Below are 4,703 nucleotides of genomic sequence, written 5' to 3'. Positions count from 1 at the left end.
AGCAAACTTAACAAAGCAATAGGTTGTTCACCACCTTATTTTCCTTCCTTTGCGTCCTTTGCGAAATCTTCCTTTGCGCTCTTTGCGGTTAAATCTTTATACCTTTAAAAAACTTGAACATCAAGTGATAGAATTATTGTAAGCGCTCAGGTCATTGCAAAATATCTAATAATAATGTAAAATGGGCAATGTAAAATGAAAATGTATAACTGAAAGGTAATGAGTCTTGCGAAGTAGTAAAATTTCCCATTTTTCATTTCCTATTTTACATTTATTTTTCCTTTGCGTCTCTGCAATGAATTAGTCTAATCGCACAGGTGGAAAAGTTTGAGCCATTTCTCCAATTCTCCCTTTTCCCCATTTCTCCTTGTTTACACTTCTAATGTATAGCCCTGAATGAAAATCTACATTTTTTCTCCGCGACTCTACGTCTGTGCGGTATTCAATCCCTTTATATTTCATAGCATTCCAGAAATATGGGTAAATTTCACTTTAAAATTACTTGACATTTTAAAAACTTTATGGTAGACTTACTCAACCTTTGAATTAAAACAAGGAGAAGATGATGACGAATTATCTAAAAAGAAAATGGATGGTAATATTAATTATTTTCACATTTGCTATTGTTGGCTATGCAAAAAGTTTTGTCAATGTAACTATTTATGTTGATAATAATTTTCTACAACTAAAAACTAATAAAAATACAGTTCTGGATGTATTAAACTCTACTAACATTGGTCTGGATAAGAATGATATTGTTCGACCGGGGATTGAGACTAAATTACGAAATAAGATGTTTATTCGTGTTTATCGCCTGACAAAAGAAGAAATAAAGGAGAAAAAAACTATCCCCTACCCTACCCAATATCAATACAACCCTCAACTTCTATTGGGTAAAACACTTGTGAAACAATATGGAAAACAAGGATTAAAAGAAATCGTTGCTCAAAAGACCTCTCTTGATGGCGTTAATATAAAAGAAAAGATTATCGAGGAAAAGATTTTGAACAAACCTGTAACTTGCATTATAGTTAAAGGAACAAGAAGATATGTGCCACCTCCTCTTCTAAATGCAAAAGCAAGTATAAAAAAAGTATTAAATATGGTTGCCACAGCATATTCTGATTCTAAAATATCCTGCGGTAAATGGGCAGGATGTGTAACCTCTATTGGATTAAAAGCAAGATATGGTATCATTGCGGTTGACCCAGGGGTTATTCCTTTGAGAACTAAATTATATGTTGAAGGATATGGCTATGGTATTGCGGGAGATACTGGCAGTGCCATTAAAGGGAATCGAATAGATTTATGTTTTAATACCCATCAGGAAGCAATAAGATATGGAAAAAAGAATGTAAAAGTTTATATCCTGGAATAATTTAATGACTTATCCAATAATTAAAGAAATCCCAATAATTGAGCCGATAAAACTCTTCAGTATCTTCAAAGAACATAATTACCCATTCTTCCTTGATAGTGGAATGAATAAATATGATTTAGGTAGATATTCCTTCATCGGTTTTGAGCCATTCCTTGTTTTTAAAAGTAAAAATAAACAGATTCAATACGAAATTCGGAATAATATAGATATTCAACAAATCCAAAATCCAATATCCAATATCCAAAATTTTATAAATGACCCATTTGAAGTATTAAGAAAACTTGTTAATCAATATCAACTACAACAAATCTCAAATTTTCCTTCTTTTATAGGGGGAGCAGTTGGTTACTTCAGTTATGAAATGCGACATTTAATCGAAGATGTTCCTGGAAAAGGAATTGATGACCTGATGATACCGGATTGTATTTTCTGCTTTTATGATTTAATTTTCATCTTTGACCACTTAAAACAAAAGGCTTATATTTCATCAAGCGGGTTTCCTGAAAATGGAAGATTAAGAGAGAAAAAGGCTGAAAATAGACTAAACAAAACGCTGAATAAATTATCAAAATCCAGCCCCCAGAACCCAAAACCCAAAACCCAAAATGTGGAAATAGTTTCTAATTTTACTCGTCAAGAATATTTAGAGGCAGTGAGAAAGGCTAAGGAATATATTAGTGCCGGTGATATTTATCAGGTTAATTTATCACAAAGACTCTCGGCTAATCTTTGTATGTCGGCGTTTGAACTCTATAAACGGCTAAGGAGGTCAAATCCAGCACCATTTGCTTGCTTTTTAGACTTAAAGGATGTCATTATTGCCAGTGCCTCGCCAGAGCGATTTTTACAGGTAGAGGGTAAAAATGTCGTCACCAGACCAATTAAAGGAACAAGACCCAGAGGAAAGACCAAAAAAGAGAATTTGAAGTTAAAAAATGAATTGAAAATAAGCCAGAAGGATAGAGCAGAACTAATAATGATAGTTGATCTTTTGCGAAATGATTTAGGTCGAGTATGTAAATTTGGGTCTGTGAAGGTTAATGAGTTGATAAAATTAGAAACGCATCCAACAGTATTTCATACAGTAGGTATTATCTCTGGGGAATTAAAACCAGATAAGGATAGATTTGATTTATTAAAGGCATGTTTTCCCGGCGGTTCAATTACCGGCGCTCCAAAAATTAGGGCAATGGAAATAATTGATGAATTAGAACCAACAAAAAGGCATATTTATACAGGGTCTATTGGATATTTAAGTTTCACCCAAAGTATGGATTTAAATATTGCAATTCGCACCTTTGTTATCAAAAACAACAAAACTTACTTCCATGTAGGTGGTGGAATAGTCGCAGATTCTATACCAGAAGAAGAGTATAATGAAACCCTTCATAAAGGAAAGGCAATGATTGAAGCAATCATGGGATAAAAAACTTATCCTGTCCCACAAGGTAAGCGTTCAGGTGGTGTAACAAAAGGAGATGTGGAAATTAAAGAGATAGGGAGATATTATTAAAAAAATTGGTAACTATTCACCATTCACAATTCACAATTTCTTCCCTAAATTTCCTTAATAATGGTGAATGGTGAATTGTCAATTGTGAATTGTGAATTATCACTCTTCACGGTGTCAAGCAAACCTGGCCCAAGAGTTCGATGCACCGCTATAGCGCATCCAATGACTCTATTCGATAATTCATCAAATTTCACTTCGTGCTCTCCGTACCCTTCGTGGTGAATAGTTACAAAAATTGAAATTAATAGAAACTAATACTTGATGTTCAAGTTTTTTAAAGGTATAAAGATTTAACCGCAAAGAGCGCAAAGGAAGATTTCGCAAAGGACGCAAAGGAAGGAAAATTATTGCTTTGTTAAGTTTGCTTTGCTATGTTTAGAAAGTTATCGGTTATCAGGTTATCGGTGAAGAGAAAACAATGGTCTGTTATCTCCGATTACTGATTACCGATTACCTAAGTAACATGCAAATTCAATCTTAACAGAGCACTATAATCTTTGCGTTCTTTGCGGTTAATTTCTTTGCGTTCTTTGCGGTTAAAAAAGGATAAACCACTTAATCTTAAAAAAACTTGAATATCGAGTAATAGAAATTTATGGAAATTTGTTGTTTTCCACAATCAATTTCTACCTATTTCTATAAATTTCAATCTATTTCTATTATCTTATCTCCATATCACTCTTATCTCCTTATCCCCTTTCTTACACTTTTGATATATAGCCTGAACGGTTACCCCACAAGTTCCTCCATAGTTCACACCACCTCCACCATCCCAAATCCTTGATTTCGTCTGAAGCCAAGCCCGAGTTGGTAGATTTTATATAAGTCATCAGGATTACCTTTTAGAATGAACTTACCTTTAAATCCGATAAGTTTCATTGGTGCTTTAGTTTTTAAATGGTCGCTAATGGTATATTTGATGACCTCTTTTTTTAAGTCAACCGGGATAAATTCCAATTTGGTAATATTAAGTTCTTTCAGGCTAAAGATAAGTTCCTTAAGAAATCGAGATTCATCAAGGGAGATAGTATTTTCGGGACCAGAAAAGTGGCTAATTTCATTCTTTGTTTGTGGATGTAAAACAGGCTTTTTGTCTCTGTCAACAACAATGATGGGTGACATAGTTTTAAAACAAATCTCTCCTTGAGTAAAATAGGTCTTATTTTTTTCATTGAGAGGAAAGATATTAATTAGATGGAGAGTTTCGTCAAGAGGAAAATCCATAGTTTTTACTTTAAGTAATCCATTATAAATCTTTATACCAGTGGCTTGTGGGTCTTCTGAGATATCCAGAGTAGAAAGATAGAGTCTGGTATTGCGTCTTATGGTCAGAATATCAGCCGAGATTTGGACACACTCAAAAAAAACACTAAAACAAAACGGTTTGGTCTGGTGATGGTTAGATAAATAAAATTGTTCATATAATTCCGGAGCTTCTTGTTTAATTGCCTCTTTTATCAGGTTAAAAAAACAAGATCGATACTCTATGGGTAATTTATCAATCTTATAAACAACCCCTATCCTCATATTGAATATTATACCAGAGTTTATCATAAAAGGCAAGTGTCATTTGTGTGAAACTGTGATTCAGACAATAGACTATAGACATCAAACATCAGACTAAAGCGGGCAGAAATTGCAGAAGAATGAAGGCTTGAGAGACCTGCCTATATTTCTGTAGTCTGGACTTTCGTAAATTTTATGCTACTATTGAGGTTATCTAAAGTTCTCTTTATCCTTATCAATCTGTTTATTTTGCTCAAAGATGGCAAAATTAGGCTCAAAAGCCTGATGATTTTTTTGCAACTT

Annotated in this window: 5 protein-coding genes; 3 read left to right on the top strand and 2 right to left on the bottom strand. The window is 33.6% G+C overall.

The genetic code is table 11. The features are described 5' to 3' along the window. Positions 1 to 300 precede the first annotated feature (300 nt). Entirely contained in the window at positions 301 to 462 is a 162-nt protein-coding gene (locus tag AB1414_15860) for a hypothetical protein (GenBank protein MEW6608895.1), read from the bottom strand. A gap of 100 nt (positions 463 to 562) precedes the next feature. Here AB1414_15860 and AB1414_15855 point away from each other — a divergent pair, with 100 nt between their 5' ends. The 3 genes from AB1414_15855 to AB1414_15845 all read left to right on the top strand — a co-directional run bounded on the left by AB1414_15855 (position 563) and on the right by AB1414_15845 (position 3,678). Then, complete coding sequence (locus AB1414_15855; GenBank protein MEW6608894.1) at positions 563 to 1,378, top strand: 3D domain-containing protein; 816 nt, start codon at positions 563 to 565, stop codon at positions 1,376 to 1,378. A gap of 4 nt (positions 1,379 to 1,382) precedes the next feature. Then, positions 1,383 to 2,807 (top strand): aminodeoxychorismate synthase component I, encoded by a 1,425-nt coding sequence (pabB, locus tag AB1414_15850; protein MEW6608893.1) that lies wholly within the window; start codon positions 1,383 to 1,385, stop codon positions 2,805 to 2,807. 682 nt (positions 2,808 to 3,489) lie between these two features. Next, positions 3,490 to 3,678, top strand: a complete 189-nt coding sequence (locus AB1414_15845; GenBank protein MEW6608892.1) for a hypothetical protein — start codon at positions 3,490 to 3,492, stop codon at positions 3,676 to 3,678. On the opposite strand, the gene cas6 is transcribed toward AB1414_15845, so the two are convergent. Further along, the gene (cas6, locus tag AB1414_15840) at positions 3,648 to 4,421 is read right to left on the bottom strand and encodes a CRISPR-associated endoribonuclease Cas6 (protein ID MEW6608891.1); all 774 of its coding nucleotides are present in this window, start codon (positions 4,419 to 4,421) and stop codon (positions 3,648 to 3,650) included. The two genes, AB1414_15845 and cas6, sit on opposite strands and share 31 nt — an antisense overlap. Between the last annotated feature and the right edge of the window lie 282 nt (positions 4,422 to 4,703).

It is taken from the genome of bacterium (genome assembly GCA_040755795.1).
Lineage (GTDB): Bacteria > UBA9089 > CG2-30-40-21 > CG2-30-40-21 > SBAY01 > JBFLXS01.
The sequence above is the reverse complement of the archived record's forward strand: the minus strand, read 5'-3'. Positions and strand labels throughout refer to the sequence as shown.